The organism is Arthrobacter sp. MA-N2 (assembly GCF_000517125.1).
GTDB lineage: Bacteria > Actinomycetota > Actinomycetes > Actinomycetales > Micrococcaceae > Arthrobacter > Arthrobacter methylotrophus.
Genome location: NZ_KI912155.1, coordinates 1,328,635 through 1,345,215, shown reverse-complemented (window position 1 = coordinate 1,345,215; position 16,581 = coordinate 1,328,635). Strand labels below are relative to the sequence as shown.

Annotated in this window: 11 protein-coding genes, 1 tRNA gene and 1 other RNA gene; 8 read left to right on the top strand and 5 right to left on the bottom strand. The window is 64.6% G+C overall.

The genetic code is table 11. The features are described 5' to 3' along the window. Positions 1-120: 120 nt before the first annotated feature. The 3 genes from A3M3_RS0106885 to A3M3_RS0106875 all read right to left on the bottom strand — a co-directional run bounded on the left by A3M3_RS0106885 (position 121) and on the right by A3M3_RS0106875 (position 2,662). Complete coding sequence (locus tag A3M3_RS0106885) at positions 121-606, bottom strand: glutathione peroxidase (RefSeq protein ID WP_028265734.1); 486 nt, start codon at positions 604-606, stop codon at positions 121-123. A gap of 97 nt (positions 607-703) precedes the next feature. Next, positions 704-2,149 (bottom strand): M23 family metallopeptidase, encoded by a 1,446-nt coding sequence (locus A3M3_RS27910; protein ID WP_197023142.1) that lies wholly within the window; start codon positions 2,147-2,149, stop codon positions 704-706. Between the two features lie 132 nt (positions 2,150-2,281). After that, on the bottom strand, positions 2,282-2,662 hold the full coding sequence (locus A3M3_RS0106875; protein WP_028265733.1) for a MarR family winged helix-turn-helix transcriptional regulator: 381 nt from the start codon (positions 2,660-2,662) through the stop codon (positions 2,282-2,284). Positions 2,663-2,758: 96 nt separating this feature from the next. Between A3M3_RS0106875 and A3M3_RS0106870 the strand changes: the two genes are divergently transcribed. Continuing rightward, positions 2,759-4,207: an MFS transporter gene (locus tag A3M3_RS0106870; protein ID WP_028265732.1), complete on the top strand. Its 1,449-nt coding sequence runs from the start codon at positions 2,759-2,761 to the stop codon at positions 4,205-4,207. 88 nt (positions 4,208-4,295) lie between these two features. Beyond that, positions 4,296-5,207 carry an oxygenase MpaB family protein gene (locus A3M3_RS0106865; RefSeq protein WP_028265731.1) on the top strand — a complete coding sequence of 304 codons (912 nt, stop codon included), beginning with the start codon at positions 4,296-4,298 and terminating at the stop codon, positions 5,205-5,207. 69 nt (positions 5,208-5,276) lie between these two features. Here A3M3_RS0106865 and A3M3_RS0106860 read toward each other — a convergent pair whose 3' ends face one another. Further along, positions 5,277-8,768, bottom strand: a complete 3,492-nt coding sequence (locus A3M3_RS0106860; protein WP_028265730.1) for a bifunctional proline dehydrogenase/L-glutamate gamma-semialdehyde dehydrogenase — start codon at positions 8,766-8,768, stop codon at positions 5,277-5,279. Positions 8,769-8,893: 125 nt separating this feature from the next. Here A3M3_RS0106860 and A3M3_RS0106855 point away from each other — a divergent pair, with 125 nt between their 5' ends. Next, positions 8,894-9,793 carry a LysR substrate-binding domain-containing protein gene (locus tag A3M3_RS0106855; protein WP_028265729.1) on the top strand — a complete coding sequence of 300 codons (900 nt, stop codon included), beginning with the start codon at positions 8,894-8,896 and terminating at the stop codon, positions 9,791-9,793. Positions 9,794-9,995: 202 nt separating this feature from the next. Here the strand turns inward: A3M3_RS0106855 and A3M3_RS0106850 are convergent. Then, positions 9,996-10,080, bottom strand: a tRNA-Ser gene (locus tag A3M3_RS0106850). A 311-nt stretch (positions 10,081-10,391) separates the two neighbouring features. Here A3M3_RS0106850 and A3M3_RS0106845 point away from each other — a divergent pair. The 5 genes from A3M3_RS0106845 (at position 10,392) to A3M3_RS0106830 (ending at position 16,512) form a co-directional block, all read left to right on the top strand. Continuing rightward, the gene (locus A3M3_RS0106845) at positions 10,392-10,715 is read left to right on the top strand and encodes a hypothetical protein (protein ID WP_028265728.1); all 324 of its coding nucleotides are present in this window, start codon (positions 10,392-10,394) and stop codon (positions 10,713-10,715) included. Positions 10,716-10,936: 221 nt separating this feature from the next. Further along, an RNA gene (ffs, locus tag A3M3_RS27310) (signal recognition particle sRNA small type) lies at positions 10,937-11,033 on the top strand. A gap of 33 nt (positions 11,034-11,066) precedes the next feature. After that, positions 11,067-14,174 carry a DNA polymerase III subunit gamma and tau gene (locus A3M3_RS0106840; protein WP_028265727.1) on the top strand — a complete coding sequence of 1,036 codons (3,108 nt, stop codon included), beginning with the start codon at positions 11,067-11,069 and terminating at the stop codon, positions 14,172-14,174. A 137-nt stretch (positions 14,175-14,311) separates the two neighbouring features. Continuing rightward, positions 14,312-14,911, top strand: a complete 600-nt coding sequence (recR, locus tag A3M3_RS0106835) for a recombination mediator RecR (RefSeq protein ID WP_028265726.1) — start codon at positions 14,312-14,314, stop codon at positions 14,909-14,911. 254 nt (positions 14,912-15,165) lie between these two features. Continuing rightward, the gene (locus A3M3_RS0106830; protein ID WP_028265725.1) at positions 15,166-16,512 is read left to right on the top strand and encodes an aspartate kinase; all 1,347 of its coding nucleotides are present in this window, start codon (positions 15,166-15,168) and stop codon (positions 16,510-16,512) included. Positions 16,513-16,581: the final 69 nt, after the last annotated feature.

Below are 16,581 nucleotides of genomic sequence, written 5' to 3'. Positions count from 1 at the left end.
TCCTGCACTTATGGGGATACCGACCGACGCCCGCTCAACATACGTGAGCGGGCGTCCGGGGAAACGGCAACATACGTGAGCGGGCGTCCGGGGAAGCTGGACTTCGGCGCCTGGCCGGGCCTAGGCGAGCGCCTTTTCAAGCGCCTCGATGAGCTCTTCGGAATCGGGCTCGACGGCGGACGGGAAGCGGGCGAGGACCTCGCCTTCACGGCTCACCAAGAACTTCTCGAAGTTCCACTTGACCTTCTCTGGCTTGGACCCGTCTGCTGTCCGGGTCAGCTCTGCATACAAGGGATGCTGATTCTTGCCACGGACGTTCGACTTGCTGGAGAGCGGAAAGGAGACTCCGAAGTTACGCTGGCAGAAGTCCGCGATCTCGGCATCGGAACCTCCTTCCTGGCCACCGAATTGGTTGCACGGCACACCCAGGATCTCGAGTCCGCGGTCGCGGTATTTGCCGTAGAGCTCTTCGAGGCCGGAGTACTGGCGGGTGAATCCACATTTCGAGGCCACGTTGACCACCAGGACGGCTTTGCCCTCGAAACTCCCAAAGTCGGCTTGGGAGCCATCGTTGAACGTCAGCGGGATGCTGTAGAGCGGGGACATTGAATCGCTTCCTTACGATGCGGGACCTTGGCAAACTGCCGCATTCGAGTCTACGCGCGGCAGGGCGATTGCCCGTGGTTCAGGAAAGTTTCGATTTCTAAGGCTTGGGCGCCGCAGTTGCCGTTTTTGTGCTTGTCGTGGCCGACGGCGGGGGGCTCGTGGGGGGCATCGGCGCGGGTAGGGGCGCCGCGGGGCTGGACTGGATGTGCGTCGCGGTCGGCACCGGGACAGGGGAGCTCGACGCCGGCGCGGCCGTCGGCGGAACAGTCACCGTCGGCGGAACAGTCACCGTCGGCGGAACGGTCACAGTGGGCGGCTGCGTCACAGCGGGCACTTGCGGCGGCGATTGGCTCGGTGGGCTGCTCGGGGTTGGCGCCGGCGTCGGCGTCGGCGTGCCCGTCAAGGTCTTGGTGCCGCTCGGCGTCGGGGTCGCGCTCGGCGTCGGGGTGCCAGTCGCCGTCGGACTGCTGCTGGGACTTCCGGCGCCAGTCGGGCCGGGGGTGGGCGTCGCCGTTCCACTTGGCCCACTAGGCGTACCGCTCGCCGTGGGACTGCCGGAGGGTGACGCGGCCGGGGTTTGCGTTGCCGTGGCAGACTGGCTCGGCGGCGCGACCGTCGCCTCCTGCACTCCGCCGGTTACTGGCTGCTCCGCGGGCGCGGCTACCGGATCGGTCGGCACGGCCCCCGGGACGGACCAGACAGATCCTGCCGAGGTGGCAGTTGCGGCCCCTGGCTGGTAGCTGACCATGGGGATATCGCCGAGGGGATCAACTTGCTTGGTTGGCAGGAAGGTCCAGTTCATCGGGTTCGTGTAGACGCCGTTGAGGATCGTTTCAAAGTGCAGATGGCAGCCTGTGGAGGAACCTGTGGTTCCCACCTTGGCAATGACCTGGCCCACCCGTATCGACTCTCCCTTGACCACGGCGATTCCTTGGAGGTGGTTGTACGTGGTGACGAGTCCATTGCCATGGTCGATCTCTACGCGGTTCCCGCCGCCCCAGGGGTGCCAGCCCACGGCCCGGACCACGCCGGCGTCGGCTGCGTAGACGAGGGTTCCGCATGCCGCTGCGAAGTCCTGGCCCCAGTGGAACTCGCCGGGCAGGCCTGTCAAGGGGTCGATCCTCAGGCCGAAGGGAGAACTCGGAACCAGCACTTCAAGGGGTGCATAGAGTTTCCCGGCGCCCGGCCGGTCGAGGGAACTGGAAGCGACGTTGAGACTGCCGACGCCGTTCTTGTCGAGGGTCTGGACCGGGGAGCGTTCAAAAGACACGGAGGCGTTGCTGCTTGCAGGGACCGAAGCCGACGACGGGTTTTGAGCCGTGCTCGCTTGCACACCGGACGTCGGGCCTTCGGTGGGCAGCATGCTGGGCGCTACCTGGCCCACGGCCGCCGAGCCGGTTGTCGTTTGCCCACCCCAACCTGGACCCTGGAATCCAAAGGCGAGGATCACCATGACAGCGAGGAAGCAGGCCGAGAGTATCCGGCCAAATTTTCTTGAGAGCACCAGATCGACAACCTGGCCAGACTCATGATGCTTACCCACAGCCACTCCTGAGACGGGCGCTCCTCCCCAGTACGGGCGCGCTTGTCCCATTGTGCGGGCTATCAATTTGAATGGGAACACTCGACTTTTTTACTTGTGCTCCTTTGGAACCACTCGCCGGAGCGTACCGGGCTACTCGCCGAGGTTTTCCTTCAGCAGTGCGCGGTGCTCGACGGCGGCAGCCGAGTGCAGTGCACGGCCGGCGTCGGTCAGCTCGAGGTACAGCGAGCGGCGGTCATCCACGCAGGTGACACGGGACACAAGTCCGGCTTTCTCAAGCCGGTCGACCACTTTCGAGACAGCGCTCTGGGTCATCGGCGTTCGTTCCCCAAGGGCCTTCATGCGGCAGGCGGAGTCAACGCTTTCGGCGACGAGATCGAGGATTTCGAATTCGTTCAGGCCGATGTCGAACTTGGCCTCGAGGGCGCGGTCGATTGCCGCCGCGGTGCGGAAGTACGAGTTCTGGATGCTGCGCCATTGCTCAACCAGCTGGCGATCCTGCGTTGTTGCCATGGGGTGATTCTAGTCGAAACCGCAGATAAAGTCCACGTCATAAGATTCCCTATCATATTCCTTGTCATTGAATGACGCGTCATATACATTGAATCCATGACTTCACCAATCACCCTTACGAGACCTGCCGAGCAGCTCCACGCAGCCGTCCGCTGGACCCGGGCCCAGTGGCTGCTGCTCATGGTGGTGTGCACCGTCCTGGCCCTCGACGGCCTGGACGTTTCCATGGTCGGAGTAGCCCTCCCCTCGATTGGCCACGAACTCCACCTCGGGACCGGTTCCCTGCAATGGATAGTTTCCGCATATGTCCTCGGCTACGGAAGCCTCCTGCTCTTGGGCGGCCGGCTCGCCGACCTGCTGGGGCGGCGTCGGATCTTCCTGATCGCCTTGACCGTTTTCGCCGCCGCATCGCTCCTCGGCGGCCTCGTGGATGATCCCGCCATCTTGATCGCTACGCGCTTCGTCAAGGGCCTGGCCGCGGCATTCACCGCCCCCACCGGATTCTCGATCATCACCACCAACTTCGCCGAAGGCCGCGAGCGCAATAAGGCACTGTCCATCTTCACAACTTTCGGCGCGAGCGGCTTCTCGCTGGGACTCGTTGTTGGTGGACTCATGACCAGCCTGAGCTGGCGCTGGACCTTCCTGGTGTCGGTACCAATCGCCGTCGCCGTCGTCCTGCTCGGCATGCTGTTCATCCCCCGGGACAAACCGTCCACTGAAGAGAGCGGGCACGATATCTGGGGTGCGGTCACGCTCGCCCTCGGGATGCTTGGCTTGGTGTACACCTTGGTTTCAGCTCCGGAAAAGGGCTGGGGATCTGTGGCAACAATCGCCGGATTCGCCATCTCCGCCGCCGTGCTGGCAACCTTTGCCATCATCGAAAACCGGGTCAAGCACCCGCTCATCCGCTTCGGCATCCTGCGTGAAGGCTGGGTGGCCCGCGCCAACCTCAGTGCGGTTGGCTTGTTCGGTTCCTACCTGAGCTTCCAGTTCATCCTCACCATGTACCTTCAGTCGGTGCTCGGCTGGTCTCCCCTGGGCATGGCACTTGCCTTGCTTCCCACAGGGCTCTTGGTTGCAACGAGCGCGCCATTCGCTGACAGGTTCATCGAAAAATTCGGAGCTCCCAAGCTCATCCTCGCGGGCCTGACGGCCATGGGGCTGGGCTACGTCCTGTTCCTCCGCGTTGGAACCTCGCCCAACTATGTCCTGGACATTCTTCCTTCCGTCCTCCTGCTGGGCGTCGGCTTCGCCTTGGCCTTCCCGTCCATCAACGTCCAAGCGACCGCTGGAATCCGGGACTCGGAACAGGGACTGGCCGCCGGCCTCATCCAGACCAGTACGCAGGTTGGGGCCGCCCTGGTCCTTGCCGTGACCACGGCCCTCGTCAGCGGCCACGGCACCTCCGACGGCGCAAGCAGCACCGTCAGCGCTGCGGCCATGCTCGATCAGTACCGGCCAGGATTGGCCCTGAGCGCTGCCGTGGCAATCGCGGCCCTGCTGGTGGCAGCGTCCCCGGCGCGCCGCCGTCGTACCTCCTAGCCCGATTTTGTGTACAGCCACCGCCCCTTAATCGATTCTTAAGGGGCGGTGGCTGTACACAAACGTGGAAGCACGATCCAATAGCTTCATGGTCAACTTCCTCAAGAAGTGGCAATCGGAACTGCGGATGACTTTCACTGGTCACCCGCAGTCCACGCCTGACTGGGTGCTGCGGCTTGCGGACGGCGACGACGCCGGATACCACCTTCCCGGCTCGGCCGTCTGGGCCGTCCACGGATCCATGTCCACGATCGTTGCGGGAATCCGTGTGCTGCTCATGCAGTCCCTGCATCCCGGCGCCTTGGCGGGCGTCTACGACCATTCGGGCTTCAAAAGGGATCCCCTCGGCCGGCTGGCAAATACCATCCGTTGGATCTTCACAGTGAGCTACGGTTCCATGGAATCAGCCCACACGGCCACCCACTTCGTGCGGAGAGTCCACGACTCCGTCAAAGGCAGCTACGTGGACGCCCGCGGGCAGACCCGCGAATATTCAGCCAATGATCCCGAACTTCTCCGCTGGGTCCACGTTGCCTACGCGGATTCCTTCGTGGCGGCGCACCGGATCTGGGGCGGTGCAGTTCCCGGCGGTGCCGATGCCTACGTGCGCGAGTGGGCCCAGGCGGGCCGTTTGATGGGCGTCCAGGACCCTCCTTTGAGCCTGGCCGAGGTGACCTCGGAAATGGACGGGTGGTATGCCTCCGGCCATCTGCGCGCGGACCAACGGCTCAAGGAAACCGTCGATTTTATCCGGAATCCCCCGCTGAAGGCGTCGCTTCAACCCGGCTATCGGATTCTGTTTGCCGCGGCCGTGGCCAGCCTGGAGCCCAAGTATCGGGAGCTCTTGGGACTGGAAAAAGCCCGCTTTGGCCCTGTACCACTGCCGTCGATTCTCGCCGCCCGGGTGGTTCTCGCGCTCGTGCGCCTGGCTTTGGGACGAAGCGGCCCCAGCGAACAGGCAGCCCGGCAACGGCTGCGCCGCTTGGGCTACGAGGCTTAAGGCACAAAGAAGCCCGGCGGGACGGCTTGGGGCCGTCCTGCCGGGCTTCTCTGCTTCCTTGGTGAGTTGCTAGATCAACGCGTCGGACAGGTGGTTCGGCGTGCCGAAGCGGTGCGCCGTGATGCTGATGGCCTGTTCATGCAGGAACGGCAGCATCTCGATGCGCCCGGCCGGGGTCACGGCGCCATGGTAGATCGCGACGTCGGGACGTCCGCCGGTTGCGGCACTCAGCGCGCTGCTGTCCCCGCCGATCAAGCGGATGCGGCCACCGTCGATACCTGCCGCGGAAGCCAGCCATTCGACGTCGTTCTGGAGGCGGGTGCTCACGCCCATCCCGGCGAACGCCGCTACCACGGCGTCGGGAAGCTCGACGGCGGAGGACACCGTGAGCGCGGAACCCGCCACGGCGCCGGCTGCTACCACGCGAAGCAAGTCCGCGAGCTTCCCGCCCTCGGAGAGACGGATGGTCACGGGGACGGCCCTGTACCGGAAGACGTTGCGCTCGGCACTCAGGCCGGAGACGTCCTTGCGGGTGCCGAATTCCGTGGCCCATGCCGCGGCGTCGCTGAAGAGCGCCTTCTGCAAAGCCTCCGCCTCGCTGGCTTCAACAAGCGGACCCGCGGCCTTGGCTGCGGCCAGGATCGAGGCTGCCGCACCCTTGAGCGTGGCACCACGCTTGGCACCAGGCTCGGCCGGGAGCCAGCTGCCCAGTCCGACCAGGTAGTTGGGTCCGCCGGCCTTGGTGCCAGCACCCACGGCAGACTTCTTCCATCCGCCGAACGGCTGCCGCTGGACGATGGCACCGGTGATGCCGCGGTTCACGTAGAGGTTTCCGGCTTGGATGGTGTCCAGCCAGAGGCCCATTTCACCGGAATCGAGCGAGTGCAGACCGGCGGTGAGGCCATATTCGATCTCGTTCTGGATGGCGATGGCTTCTTCCAGCGTGGCTGCAGTCATGACGCCGAGGACCGGGCCGAAGAATTCGGTCAGGTGGAAGTAGGATCCGCGCTTGACGCCGAATCGGATGCCCGGGGACCAGAGTCGGCCGGTTTCGTCCAGCTTCTCCGGCTTCATGGCCCAGCTCTCCCCCTCGCCGAGGGTGGTCAGTGCGTTGAGGAGCTTGCCGTTGGCCGGCTCGATAATCGGTCCCATCTGGGTGGTGGCCTGCTCCGGGTAACCCACCTTGAGCGAACGGGCAGCATCAATCAGCTGGTTGTGGAAGCGCCCGGACGTGGCAACGGAACCCACCAGGATCACCAACGAGGCGGCGGAGCACTTCTGCCCGGCGTGCCCGAAGGCCGAGTACACGACGTCCTTGGCAGCCAGGTCCAGGTCGGCGTGCGGGGTGACGATGATGGCGTTCTTGCCGGACGTCTCCGCCAACAGCGGCAGGTCATGCCGGAAGGATCGGAAGAGCTCAGCGGTCTCGTAGCCGCCGGTGAGGATCACGCGGTCAACGCTGGGGTGTGAGACCAGCTGGGTGCCCAGCTCGCGTTCTTCCAGCTGCACGAGCGCCAGCACTTCGCGCGGCACGCCGGCCTCCCAGAGGGCATCCACCATGACGGAACCGGAGCGGCGGGCCTGCTTTGCGGGTTTGATCACGACGGCGGATCCCGCCGCAAGTGCCGCGAGCGTGGAACCCGCAGGAATCGCCACCGGGAAGTTCCATGGCGGCGTCACGACGGTGAGGTTCGCTGGGACGAACGTGGCGCCGTCGACCGTTTCCAGGTCCTTGGCGCGCTCGGCGTAGTAATGCGCGAAGTCGATAGCTTCGCTGACCTCCGGATCGCCCTGCTCGATCGTCTTGCCGGTCTCGGAAGCCATGACCTCAAGGAGTTCGGCGCGTCGGGATTCGAGGATGTCGCCTGCACGGTGCAGGATGGCTGCCCGCTCGGCCGCCGGCATGGCACCCCATTTTTCGCCAGCCTCGACGGCGGCGGCGATAATGCGGTCCAGCTCCTGGGGGCTACTGACCTTGCTTGCTTCAACGATCGCGTTGCCCGCGGTGGAGTTTGGAATGCGCTCCAGGATGGCCCGGCCCCAGGCCCGGTTGGCTGGCAGGGCGGGATCGGTGTCCGGGGTATTGGCGAAGCCCTGGTTTGGCGCGGCGGCTGCAGGCTTGTTGCGATCCTGGGTGCGGTTGGGGGCCGGAACGGCGTCGTCCAGCTCCGCGAGAGAGGCGAGGAAGCGCTGCTTTTCGCGTTCGAACAACGTTTCGTTCTCACTGAGCTCGAACACCGCAGACATGAAGTTGTCCTGGCTGGCGCCCTCTTCCAGACGGCGGATCAGGTAGGCGATGGCAACGTCGAACTCGCCAGGGTGGACCACCGGCGTGTAGAGCAGAAGGCTGCCGACATCCTTGCGCACGGCTGCGGCCTGGCCCGTGGCCATCCCCAGGAGCATCTCGAACTCGATGCCTTCGGTTACTCCGCGTTCCTTCGCCAGCAACCAGGCGAACGCCACGTCGAAGAGGTTGTGACCGGCGACGCCGATTCGCACCGCGTCGATGTGCTCGGCAGTCAAGGCGTAGTTGAGGACACGCTTGTAGTTGGTGTCCGAATCCTGTTTGGTTCCCCAGGTGGCGAGTGGCCAGCCCTGAATGGACGCCTGGACCTGTTCCATGGGCAGGTTGGCGCCCTTGACGACGCGGACCTTGATGGGAGCGCCGCCGCTGGCCCGCCGGGCTGCGGCCCATTCCTGCAGTTCCTGCATGGCCGAGAGCGCGTCCGGAAGGTAGGCCTGCAGCACGATGCCGGCTTCAAGGTTCTTGAATTCAGGCTTGTCCAGAATCCTGGTGAACACGGCCATGGTCAGGCTGAGGTCCTTGTATTCCTCCATGTCCAGGTTGATGAACTTGGGCTTGGGGAAGGATGCTGCCAGCCGGTAGAGCGGGGTGAGTTTCTCCACCACGTGGTCCACGGCTTCGTCGAAGGCCCAGAGCGAGTGCGGTGCCACCGTGGAGGATTCCTTGATGGAGACGTAGTCGACGTCGTCCCGCGCCAGGAGCTTGAGGGTTCCTTCGAGCCGACGGCTGGCTTCGCGTTCGCCCAGAACAGCCTCGCCCAACAGGTTCACGTTGAGGTGGACACCGTTCTGCTTGATCTTGGCGATGGACGGGCCAAGTTTGGCGTCCGTGGCGTCCACGATCAGGTGGCCCACCATGTCACGGAGGACCCTGCGGGCGATCGGAATGACCACCTGCGGAAGGACCGGAGCCATGACGCCGCCGGTACGCACGGCAGCCCGCATATACCAAGGCAGGAAGGCCGGGACTTTCGGGGCAAGCTTTGCCAGGTTGCGGCCGGCCACGGACAGATCCTCGGGGCGGATGACGCCGTCGACGAACCCCACCGTGAAGTCCAAGCCGTTCGGGTCCTTCAAGACGCCGGCGAGGCGTTGTGCTGAAACGTCGACGGGCACCTTCGAGGCTTCGGTGAGCCAGTGTCGAACCAGCTGGATGGCTTCGTGGGCCAGCTCTTCGTGGGCCAGTTCCGGGTGTCCGGATTCCGGGGTGGACTGCGTCCTGGCGTCGATGCTCTGATCCCGGGTTGGTGTGCTCATGCGCTTCGTTCCTTTTGGTGCGGAGAGTGCTTTGTTTCCCTCAGTATGGATCTACAATCAGATTAGGAAAAGCGATCTTTTCTGAAGAATATTCATTAGATTTCTCGACCCTTCTGGAGAGCCGAATGCTGGATGTCCGCAGGCTGCGCTTGCTGCACGAATTGAAGATCCGCGGAACGCTCGCCGAGGTGGCCGACGCCATGAAGTACAGCCCGTCGTCGGTGTCCCAGCAATTGACCTTGCTGGAAAAGGAGGCCGGCGTGAAACTGCTGAGAAAGTCCGGGCGACGCGTCCAACTCACCCCGCAGGCCGAGATCCTCGTGGAACACACGGCCGCCTTGCTGGCCACGCTGGAACGCGCAGAAACGGACCTTGCAGCCTCCCTTTCCACGGTGACGGGCACGGTGCGGCTGGCAGTGTTCCAAACGGCTGCCCTGGCCCTCATGCCGGATTTCCTCACCATCATGAAGGGCAAGTACCCGGAAGTGCGCGTGGAGATGATCCAGCGCGAACCCGAGACAGCGCTCTATGAAACCTGGGCCCGAGACTTCGATATTGTGGTGGCCGAGCAATACCCCGGACACGCCGCGCCGCACCACCCCGGACTCGACCGGGCCACCCTGACCAGCGACGCGATCAGGCTGGCCACTCCCCCGCCCGGCCTGGGGGGCGAAACTATTTCCTCGCTCGCGGACACGGCGGCGCTGCCTTGGGTCATGGAACCGCGCGGCGCGGCGTCAAGGCACTGGGCGGAGCAAGCGTGCCGCTCCGCAGGATTCGAGCCCGACGTCCGCTACGAGACCGCCGATCTCCAAGCGCAAATCCGCCTTATCGAGTCCGGCAATGCCGTGGCCCTCATGCCGGACCTCGTCTGGACGGGCCGGAACACGCCAGTCCAACTACTGGACCTTCCCGGGCTCCCCCAGCGGACGGTCTTCACTTCAACACGCACCGCCGGCCGTATCCACCCGGCAATTCTGGCGTGCAGGGAGGTGCTGGAACAGGTGGCCGCGGAGCGCGCGTAGGACCGAGGACGCTGGGCGGGTGCTGTCCGATGTTTGTTGGCGGGACTGTCGGATTCTGCACGATCATTCCGCTGGCCAGGCCTGCCCGCCGTGTGATTCCGCGGCCTCGGAGTTCGTCAGTTCGAATTGAGCGGAATCCGACGCCCGTTCGAATTGAGCCGGGACGCAAAAAGGCCCCGGTCTTTTGGACCGGGGCCAAACGCGGAGAATGGGGGATTTGAACCCCCGAGGGCGTTAACCCAACACGCGTTCCAGGCGTGCGCCATAGGCCGCTAGGCGAATTCTCCATGCTTCTGAATCAAAAGCAGACTCCACTGTACCCGAGAATTTCGGCATCGCCCAATCGGGACTTTCAGGGTGCCAATGGGCCTTTCGTACCGTTAAACGTAAAAATGGACGCCCCCAATGCGTCCATTCTTCCGGCACTCCGTTGAGCTGCTGGGTCCGGCCCCTGAAACCAGGCCCTGCAGCTCACAATCTTGAGATTGCCCCAATCGGTGTACATACCAATGGTCCGCTACGTTTCGCCGTTAGGCAATGGAGATCAAAAACCATCCTTTGACCTGTTTTCTAAGCGGCCGCTGGAAGAATGGGCGGCATGAGCCAACTACACGCCCTCGTTGCCTACGTCCCGGCCTCACACAGCGAGGACGTGCTCGTAGCCATGGGGGACGCCGGGGCCGGCAGAATCGGCAACTATTCCCATTGTTCCTTCACCACACCAGGGACCGGACGCTTCACCCCGCTGCCCGGGGCCCAGCCGTTCATCGGGGCCGTGGGACAAGGTGAATCGGTGCCGGAAGTGCGCGTCGAGTGCGTGGTTGAGGCGGACATGCTCGACGCGGTGGTGCAGGCCCTGCGCTCAGCGCATCCCTACGAGGAACCCGCCTTCATGACGTGGCCAGTGAACGGTTGGCGCTAATCCACCACTGGACATGCCCTCCCCTAGCTTCTAGCACTGGACATAAACCCACTATGTCCACTCCTTGGCTCACACGCGGGACATGTCCCTTGGAGTCAGGGAGCGTACGGGGGACATGTCCAGTCCCTGACTCAAGCAACGGGCATGTCCCCCGGAACCATGGACCGGAAGCCAGGACAATCGCAGATTCGGAGGGCTCGATAACTTCGGGTAAGCTTGACGACGGCCCCTCATGTGGCGTCATCCTGTTGAACTCCCCCAGGACCGGAAGGTAGCAAGGGTAGATGGGCTCTGGCGGGTGCATGAGGGGTCTCTTATTTAAATGTCAGTCCCTATAGCTAGGTTTCCCCTGTGACTGTTACTACTGCGCTTTACCGCAGATATCGCCCGGATTCGTTCGCGGACGTTATCGGGCAGGAACACGTCACGGAGCCGCTCATGACGGCCTTGCGCAAGAACCGCGTCAACCACGCCTACCTCTTCTCCGGTCCCCGTGGCTGCGGAAAAACCACGTCCGCCCGTATCTTGGCCCGCTGCCTCAATTGCGCCGAAGGTCCCACGGACACTCCCTGCGGCAAGTGCAACAGCTGCGTTGAGCTGGCCCGCGGCGGTTCCGGTTCCCTTGACGTCATCGAGATCGACGCCGCCAGCCACGGCGGCGTGGACGACGCCCGGGATCTCCGCGAGCGCGCCACCTTCGCCCCGGTCCGGGACCGCTACAAGATCTTCATCATCGACGAAGCCCACATGGTCACCTCCGCAGGATTCAATGCGCTGTTGAAGATCGTCGAAGAGCCGCCGGAACATATCAAGTTCATCTTTGCCACCACGGAGCCGGACAAGGTCATTGGCACCATCCGCTCCCGGACACACCATTACCCCTTCCGGCTGGTGCCGCCCGAGCCCCTCATGAAGTACCTCGAGCTCCTCTGCCAGCAGGAGAACGTGCCTGTGGCTCCGGGCGTCCTCTCCCTGGTCATCCGGGCCGGCGGCGGCTCGGTGCGCGATTCCCTCTCCGTGCTTGACCAACTCATGGCCGGCGCCGGACCCAACGGCCTGGACTACGAACTCGCCGTGGCGCTGCTTGGGTACACGCACGCTTCGCTACTCGATGACGTCGTGGAGGCAATCGCCGCGTCCGATTCCGCAACCGTCTTCCGTGCCGTGGACCGGGTCATCCAAACAGGCCACGACCCCCGCCGCTTCGTCGAGGACCTGCTGGAGCGGTTCCGCGACCTCATCATCGTCCAGGCCATGCCGGAGAGTGCCCAGGCCATCCTTCGCGGCATGCCGGCGGACCAGATCGCCCGGATGCGCAGCCAAGCCAACAACCTCGGTGCCGCGGAGCTTTCCCGCGCGGCCGATGTCACCAATACCGCGCTCACCGAAATGACCGGCGCCACCTCGCCCCGGCTGCACCTCGAGCTGCTGTGCGCCCGGATTCTGCTACCCAGTTCCGAACAGACCGAACGTGGCATCGCGGCCCGGATCGACCGCGTCGAACGCCGCCTCAACTATGGCGGCGCACTTCCCGCGGCGGAAGCCCACGCCGCGCCCGCAGTCGCCGCGGCCCCGTCCATTGCTCATGCTCCGACCGGGCGCCCGGCTGAGCAGCCAGTGGAGCGCACGACGGCGGACGCCAGTTCCGTTTCCGCCTCACCAGTGCCCGCCTCACCGCTGTCCGTCGCACCGCTGTCCACCCCACAAACGTCCGGGCCGGCCACGGTCAATGAGGCTCCGGTTTCCGACATTCCATCTGTTGCGGAGGCCCATTCCAGGGAGCAACTGATACCGCCGCGGGTGTCCACCAGTGACTGGCCCGTGGATGAGGCCAGGACGCCGGCCGGCCGAGCCGGAGCCGACATACATCCTCACGCGCCTGCCGCAGCCCATGCAGCGCAGCCCGTTGCCCAGGCGCCCGCGGTTCAGCCAGCGGCAGACCAGGAACGGGCGCAGCCCGTGACCGCGCAAGCGGCAACCCAAGATTCCCCGGCAACCCAAGCGCCCGCGCCAGCCCAGGCCGCTCGTCCGGCTACCGGGGGCGCCGACGTCGAGGTCATCCGGCGGGCTTGGCCCGAGATCCTCCAAACGCTCACCAAGATCAAGCGCAGCAGCTGGGCGCTGGTTGGAGCCAACGCGCAAGTGGCACAGTTCGACGGCCAACTCCTGACTCTGGCGTTCAGCACTGACGGCCTGGCGAGCGCCTTCGGCCGGGCAGACCATGCCGAGAACCTCCGCCAGGCTATCCACAAGACGATCGGCATCGACTGCCAGATCACTTCCGTTGTCGGCGGCAACAGCTCAGGCAGCTCTGAACCAAACCCAAAAGCACCGGCTGACCCGGCGCGCCCGGCGGCCCCGGGCGCCTCCGCAATGGTGCCGTCCGCCGTGGACAGCGCATGGGGCCTTGCCCCTGCACCACAAAGCACGGCTGTCCCTAAGACGGCCTCCGGCGAGATACACGCGTCCCAACCGACCCGGGCCCCGGACACGACTCCGGCGCACCCACCGGTCCCCTCCGCACAGTCTCCCGCCGCAACTGCAGTCACTGTGCCGTCCACACCTGCAGGCCCAGAGTCGCCCGCCGACGGGGGCGCGGACTATTCGTATTCGGACGACGATTGGGGTCCCCCGCGGGACGAGGACGTTCCCCCGTTGGACGAAGAACCGCCGATGGATTGGGAGCCGTCGAGTTCTTCTGGAGTCGCCGCAAGGCCTGCGGCCGGCCCCGATGCCCCGCCGATGGCCACGGGGCAGACCTCCACTCCAGTTCGCGCCGCAACTCCCGCGGTGGACGGCTTAGCCTCCGGCGGGTCTGTCCCCGGCGACTCAGGCCCCAGCGGCGCTGCCCCAAGCAACAAACGCTCCCCCAAAGCAGCTCCGGACAAGAAGGGCCCGGAAGATCCTTGGTCCAGGGCCGTCGAGCAGGCGCCGGGGTCTTGGGTGGTCGGCTCCGAATCCAACGTTGGAAACGCGGCTTCAGGCCACTCAGCCCCTGTAGGGCCGGCCGAACCCGCCCTGCAGCCGCCGTCCAGCCCCGTCTATGAACCAGCCGCCGCGCAGATTCCAAGCCAGCCCCCTGCTCCGGCCACAGGCTCAGCGGGCGTCGCGGAAAACTCCCCCTCCACAGTGGCACTCGCCCCGGCCACGAGCCACGCTCCAACACCGGTCCAAGCAGTGCCGTCGGCGCCTGTAGCGGTGTCGGCGTCTGCAGCGGTGCCGTCGGCGCCCGGGAAGCAGAGCCTCTATCAGCGGCTTTCGAACAGCCCCGAAGCCTTGGCTGGGCGCGAGAAAGCACCGGCACGGTCCGCCGTCGTGCCCGGCAGCGTCGTAGAAGATATCCCCAGCGCCGACGACGAAACCATCGAGGAGTCGGGAGTCTTTGGACGGGCCGCCGTCGAGCGTATTCTGGGCGGAAAGCTACTGGAAGAACGGTCGCTTGACGGCATGCGGCGCTAACAGTCCCTGACAACGAGACCCCGTAAGGCACCCTGTGCGGGCTGCTTGAAAGCCCGCCGGCGCCCGCACCAAGGTGCCACCAAAATACGACGCCCGCGTAACAGCAACGGCGTCGACATCGAACGAACGAGGACATTGTGTACGAAGGCGCAGTACAAGAGCTGATTGACGAGCTCGGCCGGCTCCCCGGTGTCGGGCCGAAGTCGGCTCAGCGCCTGGCCTTCCATATCCTCGAGGCTGATCCCGAGGACATGAAGCGATTGGTCGCGGCCATTACCACTGTCAAGGAACGGGTGAAGTTCTGCACTGTGTGTGGCAACGTCACCGAACAGGAGCTGTGCAACATCTGCCGCGATCCACGACGCGACCCCTCCGTGATCTGCGTGGTCGAAGAGTCCAAGGATGTCTTGGCGGTAGAACGCACGCGGTCCTTCCGTGGCCGTTACCACGTGCTGGGCGGCGCCATCAATCCGATCGCCGGCATCGGGCCGGAGCAACTCCGCATCCGCGAACTCCTCACGCGGCTCAACGACGGCGCCATCCAGGAGATCATCATCGCGACCGATCCCAACCTTGAAGGCGAAGCGACGGCAACCTACCTTGCCCGCATGCTGAAGTCGATCGGCATCACGGTTACCAGGCTTGCTTCCGGGCTCCCGGTCGGCGGCGATCTGGAGTATGCGGACGAAGTCACCCTCGGAAGGGCCTTCGAGGGGCGCCGCAACGCCTTGATGTAAGCCTCTAAGCGACCCGCGTGTCCCGGGCCAGCCGATGTGCCGGGTCCGCAGCGAATGCCAGCCGAGCCACAGGCTGCATATTTCCTGATCGTACGCCGCGTTAGAGTGCCTAGGCGTCCAGCCGGGGGCGGATATTTGGTCACAATTCCTCGGCCCGCGGCGCCCGGCGATAAACTGGCCACATAAGCCACGTAGCCGTGCCGTTAGCTGGCCACGCAACGTATGATCCCCAATTTAGCAGTGAGGGTGCGCGCATGAGTTTGCCCACTACCGATGTGAAGACCGAAGACTTGACCGCGCAGACTGCCAAGACAAAGCAGCTGATCGTTCAGAAGTTCGGCGGCTCCTCGGTGTCCGACGCCGAGGGCGTCAAGCGTGTCGCCCGCCGCGTGGTTGACGCGCAAAAGGCCGGCAACGAGATTGTCGTGGTGGTCTCGGCCATGGGAGACACCACGGACGAACTCCTTGACCTCGCCGCCCAGGTCACCGATTCCGCTCCCGCTCGTGAGATGGACATGCTCCTCTCCGCGGGCGAGCGCATTTCCATGGCTCTGCTCGCCATGGCCATTAACAAGTTCGGTGCCTCGGCCCAGTCGTTCACCGGCTCGCAGGCCGGCATGATCACGGACGGCATCCACGGCAAGGCGCGCATTATCGACGTCGACCCGCACCGCATCCGCACTGCGTTGGACAAGGGCCACATCGCCATCGTGGCCGGTTTCCAAGGCATGAGCCACAACACCAATGAGATCACCACCCTTGGCCGCGGCGGTTCGGACACTACTGCGGTGGCTCTGGCCGCTGCGCTTGAAGCGGATGTCTGCGAGATCTACACGGATGTGGACGGCATCTACACGGCGGACCCGCGCGTGGTTTCGACAGCCCAGAAGATCGACCGTATCTCCAGCGAGGAAATGCTCGAGTTGGCAGCTTCGGGTGCCAAGATCCTGCACTTGCGTTGCGTGGAGTACGCCCGCCGCTTCGGGGTGCCCCTGCACGTCCGTTCCTCATTCAGCCAGAACGAAGGCACCTGGGTCCTACCCAGCGCCGATGACAAGATCACGATTCAAGAGGGAGTTGCCTTGGAGCAGCCAATCATCTCCGGCGTTGCACACGACCGTTCAGAAGCCAAGGTCACAGTGGTGGGCGTACCGGATATCCCCGGCAAGGCCGCCGCGATTTTCCAGGTCATCGCCAAGGCACACTCGAACATCGACATGATCGTTCAGAACGTGTCCACCCACGGCACCGGGCGTACGGACATTTCCTTCACCCTGCCCATCGTGGAAGGCGCCGACGCCCTCGTCGCGCTCCGTGCGGCACAGCCTGAGATCGGCTTCGAAGCCATCGAATACAACGAAAACGTCGGCAAGCTTTCCCTGATCGGCGCCGGCATGCGTTCGCACCCGGGAGTTTCGGCGACGTTCTTCAAAGCGCTCTCCGACGCCGGCATCAACATCAACATGATTTCCACCTCGGAGATCCGCATCTCCGTGGTCACCCATGCCGACCTGCTCGATGACGCCGTTCGCGCCATCCACAAGGCATTCGAGCTCGACGGCGACGCCGAGGCAACCGTCTACGGTGGCACCGGCCGCTAGGCTACGTAGTTATCAACACATCACGCAAACGCTCGGCCGGGTATCCGGCCGAGCGTTTGCGGTTTCGTG